At 69.0% G+C, this 15,633-nt stretch carries 11 protein-coding genes; 2 read left to right on the top strand and 9 right to left on the bottom strand.

What is annotated here, in order from left to right; translation table 11 throughout:
• Positions 1-106: 106 nt before the first annotated feature.
• The 8 genes from LC039_RS21380 to LC039_RS21345 form a co-directional block, all read right to left on the bottom strand.
• Positions 107-1,180 (bottom strand): BMP family ABC transporter substrate-binding protein, encoded by a 1,074-nt coding sequence (locus LC039_RS21380; RefSeq protein ID WP_226628137.1) that lies wholly within the window; start codon positions 1,178-1,180, stop codon positions 107-109.
• Between the two features lie 72 nt (positions 1,181-1,252).
• A complete protein-coding gene (locus LC039_RS21375) occupies positions 1,253-2,161 on the bottom strand; it encodes an ABC transporter permease (RefSeq protein ID WP_226628136.1) in 909 nt (302 codons plus the stop codon).
• Positions 2,161-3,246, bottom strand: coding sequence for an ABC transporter permease (locus tag LC039_RS21370; protein ID WP_226628134.1), 1,086 nt, complete (start codon positions 3,244-3,246; stop codon positions 2,161-2,163). The genes LC039_RS21375 and LC039_RS21370 overlap by 1 nt, the downstream gene beginning before the upstream one ends.
• 171 nt (positions 3,247-3,417) lie before the next feature.
• On the bottom strand, positions 3,418-4,938 hold the full coding sequence (locus LC039_RS21365; protein WP_226628132.1) for an ABC transporter ATP-binding protein: 1,521 nt from the start codon (positions 4,936-4,938) through the stop codon (positions 3,418-3,420).
• Positions 4,908-5,855 (bottom strand): xanthine dehydrogenase accessory protein XdhC, encoded by a 948-nt coding sequence (xdhC, locus tag LC039_RS21360; protein WP_226628130.1) that lies wholly within the window; start codon positions 5,853-5,855, stop codon positions 4,908-4,910. The genes LC039_RS21365 and xdhC overlap by 31 nt, the downstream gene beginning before the upstream one ends.
• Positions 5,845-8,268 (bottom strand): xanthine dehydrogenase molybdopterin binding subunit, encoded by a 2,424-nt coding sequence (gene xdhB, locus LC039_RS21355; RefSeq protein WP_226628128.1) that lies wholly within the window; start codon positions 8,266-8,268, stop codon positions 5,845-5,847. The genes xdhC and xdhB overlap by 11 nt, the downstream gene beginning before the upstream one ends.
• Entirely contained in the window at positions 8,265-9,677 is a 1,413-nt protein-coding gene (gene xdhA, locus LC039_RS21350; RefSeq protein WP_226628126.1) for a xanthine dehydrogenase small subunit, read from the bottom strand. The genes xdhB and xdhA overlap by 4 nt, the downstream gene beginning before the upstream one ends.
• A 206-nt stretch (positions 9,678-9,883) precedes the next feature.
• Positions 9,884-10,783 carry a hypothetical protein gene (locus LC039_RS21345; RefSeq protein ID WP_226628125.1) on the bottom strand — a complete coding sequence of 300 codons (900 nt, stop codon included), beginning with the start codon at positions 10,781-10,783 and terminating at the stop codon, positions 9,884-9,886.
• A gap of 179 nt (positions 10,784-10,962) precedes the next feature.
• On the opposite strand from LC039_RS21345, the gene dnaE reads away from it, so the two are divergent.
• Complete coding sequence (gene dnaE, locus LC039_RS21340) at positions 10,963-14,460, top strand: DNA polymerase III subunit alpha (RefSeq protein WP_226628123.1); 3,498 nt, start codon at positions 10,963-10,965, stop codon at positions 14,458-14,460.
• A 145-nt stretch (positions 14,461-14,605) separates the two neighbouring features.
• Positions 14,606-15,367 (top strand): hypothetical protein, encoded by a 762-nt coding sequence (locus LC039_RS21335; protein WP_226628122.1) that lies wholly within the window; start codon positions 14,606-14,608, stop codon positions 15,365-15,367.
• A 15-nt stretch (positions 15,368-15,382) separates the two neighbouring features.
• On the opposite strand, the gene LC039_RS21330 is transcribed toward LC039_RS21335, so the two are convergent.
• Entirely contained in the window at positions 15,383-15,589 is a 207-nt protein-coding gene (locus LC039_RS21330; RefSeq protein ID WP_226628121.1) for a SlyX family protein, read from the bottom strand.
• Positions 15,590-15,633 lie beyond the last annotated feature (44 nt).

The raw sequence follows: 15,633 nt of genomic DNA, 5'->3' as shown, positions 1-15,633 counted from the left end.
GCGGCACGCCACCACGCAGCGCCGCGCCCGAGCGAAACACAACCCGCCGAAAAAGCAAACGCCGCCGGGATCTCCCGGCGGCGCCTCTCTCACCTCGCGAAGAGGATCAGTTCGGGATCTCGCCCGTCAGGCCTTCGACGTAGAAGTCCATGCCGGCCAGCACGCCGTCCTCTGCCACTTCGCCCTCGGCGAGCCAGGCCGAGCCGTCCTGCTTGTTGATCGGGCCGGTAAACGGGTGGTAGTCGCCCGCCGCGATATCGGCCTTCATCTGCTCGGCGGTCGCTTTCACGTCCTCCGGCACCGGGCCGGTGATCTCGCCGATGCCGACCATGCCGTCACCGATGCCCTGCCAGACGTTGTGGCTCTCCCAGGTGCCGTCGACGATCGCCTGCACGCGGTCGATGTAATAGGGCGCCCAGTCGTCGATGATCGACGACAGCCGCGGCTCGGGCGCGTAGTCGTACATGTCCGCCGCCTGGCCGAAGCCGTAGCCGCCGGCCTTCTCCAGCACCGACAGCGGCGCGGTGGAGTCGGTATGCGCCAGCACCACGTCGACGCCCTGGTCGAGCAGCGCCTGGGTGGCGTCCGCCTCTTTCGCCGGATCGAACCAGGTCGACAGCCAGACCACCGACATCTCGACGTCGGGGTTGGCCTTCTTGGCGTGCAGGAACGACGAGTTGATGCCGCGGATCACTTCCGGGATCGGGAAGGAGCCGATGTAGCCGATCTTGTTCGACTTGGTCATCGCGCCGGCGAGGTAGCCGGTCACCGCGCGGCCCTCGTAGAAGCGCGCCGAATAGGCCGAGACGTTGTCGGCGGTCTTGTAGCCGGTGGCATGCTCGAACTTCACGTCCGGGAACTTGGCCGCGACGTTGATCGTCGGGTCCATGTAGCCGAAGGAGGTGGTGAAGATGAGGTCGGCACCGGACAGCGCCATCTGGGTCAGCACGCGCTCGGCGTCGGCGCCCTCGGGCACGCTTTCCTGCTCGATCAGCTCGATCTGATCGCCGAAGTGCTCCTTCATCTTCATCGCCGATTCATGGTGGTGCTGCGACCAGCCGCCGTCGTTCACCGGCCCGACGTAGACGAAACCGATCTTCGGCTTGTCCTGGGCAAAGGCCGGGGCGGCAGCGAGCGCGAGGCCCATCGCGGCGGAGGCAAGAAGCGTTCTGCGTTTCATTGTGGTCAGTCTCCCTGTGATCATACTGAGTTCAACACTGTCCGGCTGTCCCGGACTTGGTCCCTGCCCCGCTCAGGCGGAGGCGTGGAAAGAGCGGCCCAGCGAGCCGGGTGCGCCATGCACCCCGCGGGCCGAGATCACCACCAGCACGAGGATGGTGATCAGGTAAGGCGACATCGAGAGCAGCTCGACGGGCACGTTGGCCCCGGCCGCCTGCAGGTTGAGCTGCAACACGGTGACGCCGCCGAAGAGATAGGCACCGATCAGCACGCCGAACGGCCGCCAGCTGGCGAAGACGACGATGGCCAGCGCGATCCAGCCGGCGCCTGCGGTCATCCCCTCGGTCCATTGCGGCACCCGCACGAGGCTGACGTAGGCGCCGCCGAGGCCCGCGCAGGCGCCGCCGAAGAAGATCGCCGCCATGCGCACCCGCACCACCTTGTAGCCGAGCGCATGGGCGCTCTCGTGGTCCTCGCCCACCGCGCGCAGGATCAGCCCGGCGCGGGTGAATTTCAGGAATGCCCAGACCCCGGCGACCAGCAGCAGGCTGACGTAGACCATGAAGTCGTGGCGGAAGAACATCGGCCCGATCACCGGGATCTCGGCCAGCCCGGGGATCCACAGCTTGCCCGGCCCAGGCGCCCGCACGCCCTCGAAACCGGCGCCGACCAGCGCCGAGAGCCCGAGCCCGACCAACGTCAGGCCGAGGCCCGTCGCCACCTGGTTCGACAGCAGGTACTGGGTGAGAAAGCCGAAGGTCAGCGACAGCACCGCCGCGCCGAGCGCCGCCGCGGCAAAGCCCAGCACCGGCGAGCCGGTGCCCACCGCCGCGGCGAAGCCGATCACCGCGCCGGTGATCATCATGCCCTCGACCCCGAGGTTCAGCACCCCGGCCTTTTCCACCACCATCTCGCCGATGGCAGCCAGCAGGATCGGCGTCGCCGAGACCATGATCGAGGCGACAAGAAGTACGGGATCCATCAGGCCAGCTCCCCCTTGGCAAAGCGGATGCGGTAATTGGTGAAGACGTCGGTGGCCAGCAGGAAGAACAGCAGCATGCCCTGGAAGAGCTGGATCGACGCCCCGGGCAGGCCGAGCATGAGCTGCGCCAGCTCGCCGCCGATATAGGTCAGCGCCATCAGCAGCCCCGCCAGCAGGATGCCCACCGGATGCAGCCGCCCGAGGAAGGCGACGATGATCGCGGTGAAGCCGTAGCCCGAATTGAAGTCGATGGTGATCTGCCCGGCCGGGCCGGTGACCTCGAAGAGCCCCGCCATGCCCGCCAGCGCCCCCGAGATGCCGAGGCAGAGGAAGACGATCCGCACCGGGCTCACCCCCGAGAAGCGCGCCGCCCGCGGCGCCTCGCCGGTGAGCCGGATGTTGAAACCCTGGATGTGCCGCGCCATCAGCGCGTAGGCCCCGATCACCGCGATGAAGGCGGCAACCACGCCCCAGTGCATGCCGGTGTTGGCCACCAGCTCATCGTTGAACACCGCCGGCCATTGCTTGAAGTTGCGCGAGCCGGGAAAGCCCATGCCCTCGGGGCTGCGCAGCCAGCCCGCCGAGGCCGAGGCGAGGATGTTCTCGGCCACGTAGACCAGCATCAGCGACACGAGGATCTCGTTCGTCCCGAATCTGGTCTTCAGCACCGCCGGGATCATCGCCCAGGCCCAGCCGCCAAGCGCGCCCGCGACCACCATCAGCGGGAACAGCAACACGCTCTCGGAGGGGTAGAAGGCCAGCCCCACCGCCGCGCCGCAGACCGCGCCCATGATGTACTGCCCCTCGGCCCCGATGTTCCAGATTCCCGCCTTGAAGCCGATCGAAAGGCCGATGGCGATGAGGATCAGCGGCCCCGCCTTGACCAGCAGCTGCGGCCGCGAGTAGCCGGCGAACTGCGGGTGGAACAGCGGGTCCCAGAAGATCGTGCGGATCGCCTCCAGCGGCGGCTTGCCGAGCAACGCGAACATGATGCCGCCGACCACCATGGTCAGCACCACGGCCAGAAGCGGCGTCACGATGGTCCAGAGCCGCGACGGCTGCGGACGTTTCTCGAGGCGGATCATTGGGAGCCTCCCACCGGCGCCGCGCAGATGTCCCCGGCGCGCCCTGCGTATTTGGAAAGAGAAGAAGCGGCGGACCGGGCGCGATCCCCGAAAGAGAGGCGAAAACCCAAGGGCTTCTTCTCTTCAGAAATACGCAAATCCGGCGCCATACACGCGGCGCCGCGCCGGAGGTCAGCTGTCGACATGGGCCACCTCCATGTCATGCGCGCCGCCCATCATCAGGCCGATCTTCTCGATGTCGAGCTCGCTCACCGCGCGGGCGGGCGACAGCCGGCCCTCGTTCAGCGCCGCGAAGCGGTCCGAGATCTCCATCAGCTCGTCGAGGTCCTGGGAGATGACGACGATCGCCGCGCCCTGGGCCGCGAGATCGAGCAGCGCCTGCCGGATCGCGGCGGCGGCGGCGGCATCGACGCCCCAGGTCGGCTGGTTGACGATGAAGACATCGGGGTTTTGCAGGATTTCCCGCCCGACGACGAATTTCTGCAGGTTGCCGCCCGAGAGCGCCCGCGCCGCCGTGCCGGGGCCGGGGGTGCGCACGTCGAAACGCTCGATGACCTTCTCGGCAAAGCCCTTGGACTTGCCCCAGTCGATGAAGCCGCCCCTGACCAGCCCCTCGCGGCGCGCGCCGGTCAGCACGGCGTTCTCGGTCAGGCTCATGTTGGGCGCCGCGGCATGACCGAGCCGTTCTTCGGGGCCCGACAGCAGACCGGCGTCGCGGCGGCCGATCGGGCCGGTGCGGCTCACGTCCCTGCCCTTGAAGAAGATCGAGCCCGCAGGCGCCAGCCGCTCCCCCGACAGCGCCATCAGCAGCTCGTCCTGGCCGTTGCCCGCGACCCCGCCGATGCCCAGCACTTCGCCGGCGCGGACCTCGAGCGAGGCCTCGCGCAGCGGCGTGCCGAAGGCGCCCGGCGCGGGCAGCGACAGCTTGTCGGTGCGCAGCAGCACCTCGCCCTTCTCGCCCGCCCGCGCGGCGGGCGTGTCGAAGCTGGCGCCGACCATCAGCTCGGCCATCTGCCGGGCGGTGACGTCGCGCGGCACGATGGTGGCGACGTTCTTGCCGCGGCGCAGGATCGACGCGGTGTCGCAGAGCGCGCGGATTTCCTCGAGCTTGTGCGAGATGTAGAGGATCGAGGTGCCCTCGGCGCGCAGCTTGTTCAGCGTCTTGAAGAGGATCTCCACCTCCTGCGGCGTCAGCACCGAGGTCGGCTCGTCCATGATCAGCAGCCGCGGGTTCTGCAGCAGGCAGCGGATGATCTCGACCCGCTGGCGCTCGCCTGCCGAGAGCGTGCCGACGGTGCGCGTGGGATCGAGCGGCAGCCCGTAGGTTTCCGAGACCTCGCGGATCTGCCGGGCGAGGTCGCGCGGCTTCGGCGGATTCTCCATGCCGAGCGCCACGTTCTCGGCCACGTCCAGCGCCTCGAAGAGCGAGAAGTGCTGGAACACCATGGCCACGCCGGCGCGGCGCGCGTCCGACGGCTTGCCCGGCGTATAGGCCGCGCCGTCGAGCACCATCTCGCCCGCGTCGGGCTTCACCAGCCCGAAGATCATCTTCACCAGCGTCGACTTGCCGGCGCCGTTCTCGCCGAGCAGCGCATGGATCTCGCCCTTGTCGATGTCGAAGGAGACATCGTCATTGGCCACGACGCCGGGATAGGCCTTGGTCAGGCCCCGGATGCTGAGGAGTGTCGCCACGCTGTCCCGTCCCCCTTTTTTTGCCCCAATATCTGCCCGGCCACGCCGATGGCAATCGCCTGCGGGTGCCGCCCGTATGTTTTTTGACCAATTGGACAAGAAATGCGAGAGATTTGGGCATCTGCGTGACCCAACGTCCGCAAGCGACTGCGGAACCGGGCCCATTTCGTCTCCGAGCCGATCAGCCCGGCAAAGGCGAAGCCATGCTCCAGCAGGGCATGGCAGAGCTGCAGGTCGATCTCGTGGCTGTAGGTGAGGATGAGGTGCTCTGCCTCCGGCGGCGCATGGCGCACCACCCGCGCCGGATCGGCGGCGGGCAGCAGGGTGACGCCCTGGGGCACGTCCTCGGGGAAGCGCTCGGGGGCGGTGTCGACCCAGGTGATCGCCAGCTCGGGCAGCGGCGCCAGCACCTGCACCATGGCGCGGCCGACGTGGCCCGCACCCCAGATCCAAAGCTGCCGCGCGGGCTTTGCCAGCGGCTCGACCATCCAGCCCTGCACCAGCTGCGGCTCGGGCGCTCGGCCTTGCCCACGCGCCCGGTCGATCAGCCGTTGCACCGCGAGCGGGCGCGCGCCCGGCCCGCGCGCAACGATCTCCTGGCCTTCCAGTTCCGCGACGCTCTGCGCGTCGAAGACCTCGGTCCAGAGCACCACGGCGCCGCCGCAGCACTGCCCCAGCCCCGGCCCCAGCGGGTGGCGGGTGAGCCCCGGCGCGCGCAGCGCCTGCTCGACCGCCATCAGCTCCAGCGCGCCGCCGCCGATGGTGCCGCTCTGGCGCAGCGTGCCGAGCTCGTCCCAGACCAGCATGGCGCAGCCCACTTCGCGCGGAGCGGAGCCCGAGACCTCGGCGATCACCACGCGGGCGACCCGGCCATGCGCGGCCACGGCGGCCGTCAGCTCGGCGAGGTCAAACCCCATCGCGCACCCTCCGCACCGCGGCCAGCACGTTCTCGGGCGTCGCCGGGGCGATCAGGTCGGGATAGGTCTCGCCACAGGAGGCGACCGCGTCCGACAGCGCCAGGAAGGCCGAGATGCCCAGCATGAAGGGCGGCTCGCCCACCGCCTTGGAGCGGTAGATGGTTTCCTCGACGTTGCGCCCGTCCCAGAGGTCGACGTTGAACACCTCGGGCCGGTCCGAGCAGGCGGGGATCTTGTAGGTCGAGGGGGCATGGGTGCGCAAAGCGCCCTTGCCGTCCCACACGAGCTCCTCGGTGGTCAGCCAGCCCGCGCCCTGCACGTAGCCGCCCTCGATCTGGCCGATGTCCAGCGCCGGGTTCAGCGAGGCGCCGCAGTCGTGCAGGATGTCGGTGCGCAGGATGCGGGACTCGCCGGTCAGCGTGTCCACCACCACCTCGGTCACCGAAGCGCCGTAGGCGAAGTAGAAGAACGGCCGACCCTGGCCGCGGATGCGGTCCCAGTCCACCTTGGGCGTCTTGTAATAGCCCGTCGACGAGAGCGAGACCCGGCCCTGGTAGCAGAGCACCGCCGCCTCCTCGAAGGGGATGTCGGTGCCGCCCACGTGCACCATGCCGCCCTCGAAGCGGACGTTCTCTGGCAGGTCCTGGTGCAGCTCGGCGAGGTGATATGCCATGCGGTCGCGGATCGTGTCGCAGGCGGCCTTCACCGCCATGCCGTTGAGGTCCGAGCCCGACGAGGCCGCCGTGGCCGAGGTATTGGGTACCTTGCCGGTGTCGGTGGCGGTGATCCGCACCTTCTCCAGCGGCACGCCGAAGCGCGCGGCGGCCACCTGCGCCACCTTCTGGAAGAGGCCCTGCCCCATCTCGGTACCGCCATGGTTGAGCTGGATCGAGCCGTCCTGGTAGACGTGCACCAGCGCCCCGGCCTGGTTGAGATGGGTCAGCGTAAAGGAGATGCCGAATTTCACCGGCGAGATGGCGAGGCCCTTCTTCAGCACCGGGTTGGCGGCGTTCCAGGCCTCCACCGCCTTGCGGCGCGCGGCGTACCCGCTGGTTTGCCCGAGCTTCGCGGTCATCGCGCCGAGGATGAAGTCCTCGACCGGCTGGCCGTAGTGGGTCTCCTGCGGGGCGTGGCCCTCGCCGGCCCCGGCGAGCGCGCCACGCGAAGCGAGATCGTCGGTGTCGTCATGCGCCAGCGCCTCTGTCCCCGCGGGGACGCTGTTGTCTCCTGTCTCCGCGGGGACGCGCTTGTTCGCCGTCCCTGCGGGGACAAGGTCGGCGTAGTAGTTGCGGCGGCGCAGCTCCAGCGGGTCGATCTTCAGATGGTGCGCGACGTGGTCCATCACCCGCTCGATGCCGAACATGCCCTGCGGGCCGCCGAAGCCGCGATAAGCGGTGGCGCTCTGCATGTTGGTCTTCAGCCGGTGGCTCTCGACCCGCAGCGCCGGGATGTCATAGGCGTTGTCGGCGTGCAGCATGGCGCGGTCGGCCACGGCGAGCGACAGGTCCTGCGCCCAACCGCAGCGTGTGTACTGCCGGAAGTCCACCGCCTGAAGGCGACCGCTCTCGTCGAAGCCGACGGTGTAGTCGATCCGGAAATCGTGGCGCTTGCCGGTGATCATCATGTCGTCGTCGCGGTCGTAGCGCATCTTCGCCGGACGTCCGGTTTCCGAGGCCGCGACGGCGCAGGCGATGGCCAGCGCGTTGCCCTGGCTCTCCTTGCCGCCGAAACCGCCGCCCATGCGCCGGGTCTCGACCCGCACCGCGTGCATCGGCAGGTGCAGCGCGTGGGCGACCTTGTGCTGGATCTCGGTCGGGTGCTGGGTGGAGCTGGCGACCACCAGGTCGCCGTTCTCCTGCGGCATGACCATGGCCGCCTGCCCTTCGAGGTAGAAGTGCTCCTGCCCGCCCATCTCGAGCGAGCCGTCCAGCGTGATCGGCGCGGCCTTCAGCGCCTCGGCGGCGTCCCCCTTCTCCCAGATGCGCGGGCCTTCCTCGAAGCGGCTGTCCGCCGCCAGCGCCTGTTCGATGGTAAGGATCGGCTCTTGCTGGTCGTAGGTGACCTTTGCCAGCCGTGCCGCCTTGCGCGCGGCAAGATGGCTGGTGGCGGCGACCAGGAAGATCTGCTGTCCGAGGTAGTGGATGGTGCCGTCCGAGAGCAGCGGCTCGTCGTGCAGCGAGGCCGAGCAGTCGCACTCCGAGGGCAGATCCTTGGCCTCCCAGACCTTCACCACGCCGGGGGCGGCGCGGACGGCGGAGAGGTCGATGGAGGTGATCTTGCCCGCCGCGACGGAAGAGAGGCCGAAGGCCAGGTGCAGGCAGTCCGCCGGCACCGGGATATCGTCGATGTAGCGGGCCTTGCCCGAGACATGCAGCGGGGCCGCGTCATGCGGCAGGGGTTTGCTGACGCTCATGCCCGCACCTCGCGCACGTCGGTGGCGGCGCCCTGATCGGCGAGCATGCAGCGGGTCAGCATGTTGCGCGCGGCCTCCAGCCGGTACGCCGCGCTGGCGCGCATGTCGCTCATCGGCTGGTAGTCCTTCTCCCATGCGTCGGCGGTCGCCTTCACGGTCGCCTCGCTCCAGGTCTGGCCAACCAGGGCCTGCTCGACATGGGTGGCGCGCTTGGGGGTGCCGGCCATGCCGCCGAAGGCGATGCGGGCCTCGGTCACCGTGCCGTTCTCGACCTCGATCCAGAAGGCGCCGCAGGCGGCGGAAATGTCCTGGTCGAAGCGCTTGGAGAGCTTGTAGACCCGCAGCCGGTCGGCTTTGCGGGGGATCGTGACCGCCTCGACGAACTCGCCGGGCTGGCGGTCCTGCTTGCCATACTCGAGGAAGAAGTCCTCGATCGGCAGCGTACGGCGGGTGTCCCCCTTGCGCAGGTGCAGCACCGCGCCGAGCGCGATAAGCGCGGGCGGGTTGTCCCCGATCGGCGAGCCATTGGCGATATTGCCGCCAATCGTCGCCGCCGCGCGCACCTGCGCCGAGCCGTAGCGGCGCAGCATCTCGGCGTAGGAGGGATAGTGCTCTTTCATCAGGGTCAGCACCCGGTCCATGGTGACGCCCGCGCCGATGTGGAGGGAGTCCTCGGAAACCTCGATCTCCTGCAACTCGGCGCAGCGGTTCAGGAAGATCACCCTGTCGAGATCGCGCAGCTGTTTCGTCACCCAGAGGCCGACATCGGTGGCGCCCGCCACCAGCGTCGCATCGGGGGTCGCCTCGTAGAGGCGCGCCAGCTCATCGGCACGCTCGGGGGCGGCCACCGCCGGAGGGGGGCTGTCTGCCCCCCACTCGGCTGCGCCGAGCCCCCCCGAGGACATTTCCGTCAGGCGAAGCGACTCCTGGGACATCCAGTCGGGCACGGGCGCGCTCGTCGCGGCTTCGGCGGCGCGGACGATGGGCGCGTAGCCGGTGCAGCGGCAGAGGTTACCGGCCAGCGCGTCGTCATGGCCTGTGTCGCCGTTGAGATGCGCGGTGGCCATGGAGACCACGAAACCCGGGGTGCAGAAGCCGCATTGCGAGCCGTGGTGATCGACCATCGCCTGCTGCACCGGGTGCGGCGCGCCGTCCGGGCCGGAGATGCCTTCGACCGTGCGCAGCGCCCTGCCGTGCAGCTGCGGCAGGAAGAGGATGCAGGCATTGACCGCCCGGCTGCCGCGCGCATCGGTGAGCATCACCGTGCAGGCGCCGCAATCGCCCTCGTTGCAGCCTTCCTTGGTGCCCCGGAGGCCGCGTTCCTCGCGCAGCCAGTCGAGCGCCGTGCGCGTGGGAGACACGTCGCGCAGCACCACGCTTTCCCCGTTCAGAAGAAAGGAGATGTCCATGTTGATGACCCGCCGCCTTACCAGTGACTGTTTCCCCGGTGCGCGCCCTCGATGCGGCGTAGAAGGCGCGCGGATTCTTATCGCTTTGCGCCAAGGCTAGGCGGCGGCTTTCGGGGTTGGCAAGGGAAAATTGCCCGTTTGACAGGCAGGCGCCCGAAAAGAGGCGCAAAAATGCGCATACCCTCCCAGGCGCCGCGCGCCGACGCTCAGGACCCGGCGAGAAATCCGGCCAGCCGGCGGCTGGCGGTGGCGAGGTTCAGGATGGTGTTGTGATCGCCCTGCTCGAAGACCTCGAGTTCCGCGCCGGGGATCGCCGCGGCAAAGGCCCGGGCGTCCGCGACCGGCGCGGCGTAGTCGTGCCGCGCATGCACCACCAGCGTCTCGCCCTGCCGGGCGCGCGCCACGGGCCGCCAGTCCGCCGCCGGATCATAGCGCCCGCAGAGCCGCGCCACCCCGGACTCGAACCGCGCCAGCGCCGGCCCGTCGAGCCCGTATTGCGTGCCGCCGAGGCGGATCAGCTTGGGAAGTTCCACGGGGGTCGAGATGAAGGCGATGCGCGGGCACTCCAGCCCCTCGCCCAGCGCGAAGAGAAGGCTGCGCGCACCGACGCAATGGGCGCCTATGGCGTCGTAGGGGCCGCAGTCGCGGGTGCAGTGCCGGATTGCCGGAACGATGTCCTCGAGGCTGCAGAGCGTGCGAGCCGGGTGCAGATGGCCGGGCAAGATCAGCAGGTCGACCGCGGCCCCCGCCCTGCGCAGGTCACGCACCAGCCGCAAGAACTGCCGGGCATGCCCGTCATGGCCGGGGATCAGCAACACGCGCGCGGCGGAGTGCTCCGTTGTGCCGGAGGCGGCAAAGCGCAGGACGGCCCTGTCCGGGCCGAGCGGGATCAGCCGTGCGCCATTGCGCGCCACATGCGCCGGATCGAGATGCGAGGCCGGGCTGAGGTAGCGCTGCGCCAGCAGCCTGCCGGTCAGCGCGGGCGCGAGACGCGCCACCCCGTGCAGCACCTTGCGGCGCAGGCTCGGTTCGCAGGCACGTTCGCCCGCACCTCCGCCTTCGGCGGCCTGCACCTGCACATCTTCCCGCACCACAACGTACCTCACTCGACCTTTCACACATCCCCGCCGTGCCACAATGTTTGCGCCAACGACATCCCTGCGACAATCGTTTTCCCGCGCGCCCCCCCGTTCCGGACCGCCTGCGGCAAAAGCGCATCGCCCGATCCGCCGCGCCCGCACGCGGGGGCTTTCGCCCCCCGGCGCCGCGCAATACTCTGGGCGGCATGAGCGATCCCCGATTCATCCACCTCCGCGTCCATACCGAATACTCCCTGCTCGAAGGCGCCGTGCGGCTGAAGAAGCTGCCCGGGCTCTGCGAGGCCATGGAAATGCCCGCCGTGGCGGTGACGGACACCAACAACCTCTTCGCGGCGCTGGAATTTTCGGTGACCGCCAGCGGTGCCGGGGTACAGCCGATCATCGGCTGCCAGGTGGATCTGCTCTACGTCGAGCCGGTGCCGGGCGAAAAGCCGAAGGCCCCCGCCCCCATCGTGCTGCTGGCGCAGAACGAGCAGGGCTACGAGAACCTGATGAAGCTCAACTCCTGCCTCTACCTGCGCGGCGACGGGCAGGAGGCGCATGTGACGCTGGAGGAGCTCGAGACCTATGGCGAGGGGCTGATCTGCCTGTCGGGCGGCCCCGATGGCCCCATCGGTCGGCACCTGCGCGAGAACCACCGCGCCGCGGCGCAGACGCTGCTGACCCGGCTGCACCAGATCTACGACGACCGGCTCTACGTCGAGCTGCAGCGCCACCCGGGCGAGAACGGCCTGCCCCCCGAGGAGCGCATCGCCGAGCGCGGCCACGTCGAGATGGCCTACGAGATGGGCATCCCGCTGGTGGCCACCAACGATGTCTACTTCCCCAAGGCCGACATGTACGAGGCGCATGACGCGCTGATCTGCATCTCCGAAGGGGCCTATGTCGACCAGCAGGAGCCGCGCCGCCGGCTGACCGCGCAGCACTACCTCAAGAGCCCGCAGGAGATGGCGACGCTGTTTGCCGACCTGCCCGAGGCCATCGAGAACACCGTCGAGATCGCCAAGCGCTGCGCCTTCATGGCCTACCGGCGCGACCCGATCCTGCCGAAGTTCGCCGACGACGAGGTCGAGGAACTGCGCCGGCAGGCCAACGAGGGTCTGCAGGCGCGGCTTGCGGTGATCCCGCATGCGGTCTCGGTCGAGGAGTACCAGAAGCGGCTCGACTTCGAGCTCGGCATCATCGAGGGCATGGGCTTTCCCGGCTACTTCCTGATCGTTGCCGACTTCATCAAGTGGTCCAAGGACAACGACATCCCCATCGGCCCGGGCCGGGGCTCGGGCGCGGGCTCGCTGGTCGCCTATGCGCTGACCATCACCGACCTCGACCCCCTGCGCTACTCGCTGCTGTTCGAGCGCTTCCTGAACCCCGAACGTGTGTCGATGCCCGACTTCGACATCGACTTCTGCATGGACCGGCGCGAGGAAACGATCCGCTACGTGCAGGAGAAATACGGCCGCGACAAGGTCGGCCAGATCATCACCTTCGGCGCACTGCTGTCCAAGGCCGCGGTGCGCGACGTGGGCCGGGTGCTGCAGATGCCCTATGGCCAGGTCGACCGGCTGTCGAAGATGATCCCCGTCGAGGGCGTCAAACCCGTCTCCATCGAGAAGGCGCTGCAAGACGAGCCGCGGTTGCGCGAAGAGGCCCGCAACGAGGAGGTCGTCGACCGGCTGCTCACCTACGGCCAGCAGGTCGAGGGGCTGCTGCGGAACGCCTCGACCCACGCCGCGGGCGTGGTGATCGGCGACCGGCCGCTGGACCAGCTGGTGCCGCTCTATCAGGATCCGCGCTCGGACATGCCTGCGACCCAGTTCAACATGAAATGGGTGGAGCAGGCGGGTCTGGTGAAGTTCGACTTCCTCGGCCTGAAGACGCTGACCGTCATCCAGAACGCGGTGAACCTGATCCTGAAATCGGGCCGGCCGATCCATGTCGCCGCCGACGGCACCCAGCTCTACGACCCGCCCGAGGGCGCCGAGAACCAGATGAACCTCATCCCGCTGGATGACGCGGCGACCTATGAGCTTTATTCTGCCGCCAAGACGGTGGCGGTGTTCCAGGTGGAAAGCTCGGGCATGATGGATGCGCTCAAGCGCATGAAGCCCACCTGTATCGAGGACATCGTGGCGCTGGTGGCGCTCTACCGCCCCGGCCCGATGGAGAACATCCCGGTCTATTGCGAGGTGAAGAACGGGCTGCGCGAGATCACCTCGGTGCACCCGTCGATCGACCACATCCTTGCCGAGACCCAGGGCATCATCGTTTACCAGGAACAGGTGATGCAGATCGCACAGGAGATGGCGGGCTACTCGCTTGGCGGCGCCGACCTGCTGCGTCGCGCCATGGGTAAGAAGATCAAGGAGGCGATGGACGCCGAGCGCCCGAAATTCGAGAAGGGCGCAGCCGAGAACGGCGTCGACAAGAAGAAGGCCACCGAGGTCTTCGACCTTCTGGAGAAATTCGCCAACTACGGCTTCAACAAGTCTCACGCGGCGGCCTATGCGGTGGTGTCCTACCAGACCGCCTGGCTGAAGGCGAACCACCCGGTGGAGTTCATGGCCGGCGTCATGAACTGCGATATCCACCTGACCGACAAGCTCGCCGTCTATTTCGACGAGACGAAGAACGGGCTGAAGCTGCCCTACGTGCCGCCCTGCATCAACCGCTCGCAGGCGAGCTTCGACGTGGTCGACGGCGAGCTGGTCTACGCGCTCGGCGCTCTGAAGAACGTCGGCCTCGATGCCATGCGGCTGGTGGTCGAGGGCCGCGGCGACACGCCCTTCACCACGCTCTTCGACGTGGCCCGCCGGGTGGATCTGAAGCGCGTCGGCAAGCGCCCGATGGAGATGATGGCGCGCGCCGGTGTCTTCGACCAGCTCGACAAGAACCGCCGCCGGGTGTTCGACAGCCTCGACGCGCTGGTCGCCTATTCCGCCGCGATCCACGAGCAGAAGGCCAGCGCGCAGGTCTCGCTCTTCGGCGAGGCCGGGGACGACCTGCCCGAGCCGCGCCTCTCGCCGGTGCCGGACTGGCTGCCGGCAGAGCGCCTGTCGGAAGAGTTCAAGGCGATCGGCTTCTATCTCTCGGGCCACCCGCTCGACGACTACATGCCCGCCCTGAAGCGGCGCGACGTGATGACGCTCGAGGAGGCCACCAACAAGGCCCGCGGCGGGCCGTGCATCGCCAAGCTAGCGGGCGTCGTCGCCGGGCGGCAGGAGCGCAAGTCGGCCAAGGGCAACCGCTTTGCCTTCGCCCAACTGTCGGACCCGACGGGGGCCTACGAGGTCACGCTGTTCTCCGAGACGCTGGAGAAGAGCCGCGAGTTCCTCGAGACCGGCTCGAAGGTGGTGATTACCGTCGAGGCCACCATGGAGAGCGACCAGCTCAAGCTGCTGGCGCGTTCGGTGGGGCCGGTGGAGCAGGTGGTCGCGGGCGCCGGGGCCACGGGGCTGAAGATCTGGATCGAAGGGGCGAGCGCGATCAACCAGATCGCCTCGGTGCTCAGCCGCGCCGCCGAGCAGATGCCGAAAGCCGGGCGCGGCCCGGTGCGGCTCTGCCTTGCCGATCACGGCCTGCCGGGCGAGGTCGAGATGGACCTGCAGCAGGATTTCCCGGTGACGCCCGAGATCAAGGGCGCGGTCAAATCACTCGGCGGGGTGCTCGCGGTCGAGGACTTCTGAGCGGTCCGCCGCCGAGATTCCCCGCCTTGCCAAGGGCTTGTGGATCCGCAGCCCGCGAAGGGTTACACGAGGATTAAAGTTATCCACCCCCGCGACGGTTCGTGCGGGTGGAGACTGCCGACGGTCCCTGCCCCGGAGAGCCCTCGTGATACGCCTTGCCCCTAGATGCCCGCCGCGGCTGATCTGCCTCGCCCTGCTTGCCCTCGCCGCCTGCGACACGCCCGGCGACGTGCCGCGCCTGTCGGACGTCGAGCTGGACGAGAGCGCCGGGCAGAGCGCCGCGCTGCCCTCCGAGGCGGAGCTGTCGGAGGAGGGCGGGTTTCTCGCCGCCACCGAGACGCCCCCACCGGGCGCCGCGCCTCCGCAGAACGGGCTGCTCGGCTGGCTTGGCGGGCAGGCCGCGGCGGCCAAGGGCAGCGGCCCCGACGCGCGGCAAATCCGCTTCGGCACCGCCCTGCCCTATGGCGAGATCGCCCGGGTCTGCGGCGTGCCCGACAAGCGGCTCGGCGTGCCTGTGGCGCAATACCCCGAGACCCGGCGCGGCTACGTTCTCTACGACAGCCGCCCCGGCACCACGGCGCCGCGCGCGCTCTACATCACCGGCTTCGACGATGGCTGCGCCCGGCAGGTGACCGGCGCGCTGGCACTCTTCGGCGATCCCGAACTGCACGAGCAGCTGCGCTACGGGCTGGCGGGGCGCAGTCTGCCCAGGGGGCGTGTCGACGGCGCCTACGAGACGGTGAAGGCCGAGGTTTGCGGCGTCTCCGCCGGCCGCCCCTGCGGCCGGGCGATGCGCCGGCTGGCGCGCGACACCGCCTTCCTCAGCGTCTACCCGGCCTTCGGCAGCGCCTCCTACGTCAACATGCTGCTGCACGACGGGCAGGTGATCGCACTCGAGCAGCACTGACGCGCGGCAGGGGCCTCAGTAGTGCGGCGGGCGCTCGTCGCCAAGGATCACCCCGCCGCCGCCATCGCTCTCGCGCGCGGCCTCGCGCTCCATCAGCATCTGCACGCGGTGCTGCAGCAGGGCGATGTCCCTGTCCTGGCGGGTGACGGTCTCGGACAGGTCGTCCACCGCACGCTGCAGATGCGCGATGCGTTCCTGCAGGCTTTCCACTTCGGTCGACATGTCGGGCTCCTACGGACAGTTCGGTGGGGGGCTCTGGCGATGCA

The sequence above is a fragment of the Alloyangia pacifica genome, from assembly GCF_020524285.1.
GTDB classification, from domain to species: domain Bacteria; phylum Pseudomonadota; class Alphaproteobacteria; order Rhodobacterales; family Rhodobacteraceae; genus Salipiger; species Salipiger pacificus_B.
This window is presented reverse-complemented; position numbering and strand designations above follow the sequence as displayed.